1 protein-coding gene is annotated in these 236 nt (G+C 66.5%); it reads right to left on the bottom strand.

Translation table 11 applies throughout. From position 1 onward, the window contains the following. Positions 1–236: ATP-binding cassette domain-containing protein (locus ACYQ0J_RS13810; protein WP_460172634.1), on the bottom strand; the 236-nt coding region annotated here is incomplete at both ends.

Here is a 236-nt window from a genome sequence, read left to right as displayed (position 1 = left end):
CCGCCGCACCGCCCCCAGGGCCCGGTCGTCCTTGACGTTCAGGCCGTCCACCACCACCTCCCCCTCCTGGAAGTCCTCCAGGCGGTTTATGCAGCGGATGAGGGTGCTCTTCCCCGAGCCCGAGGGGCCGATAATGACCAGCTTCTCCCCGGGGGCCACCTCCAGGTGGATCCCCTTGAGCACGTGCAGGGAACCAAACCACTTGTGCAGGTTCCGGATGCGGATGATGGGCTCCA

It is taken from the genome of Thermus sp. FJN-A, from assembly GCF_054655095.1.
This window is presented reverse-complemented; position numbering and strand designations above follow the sequence as displayed.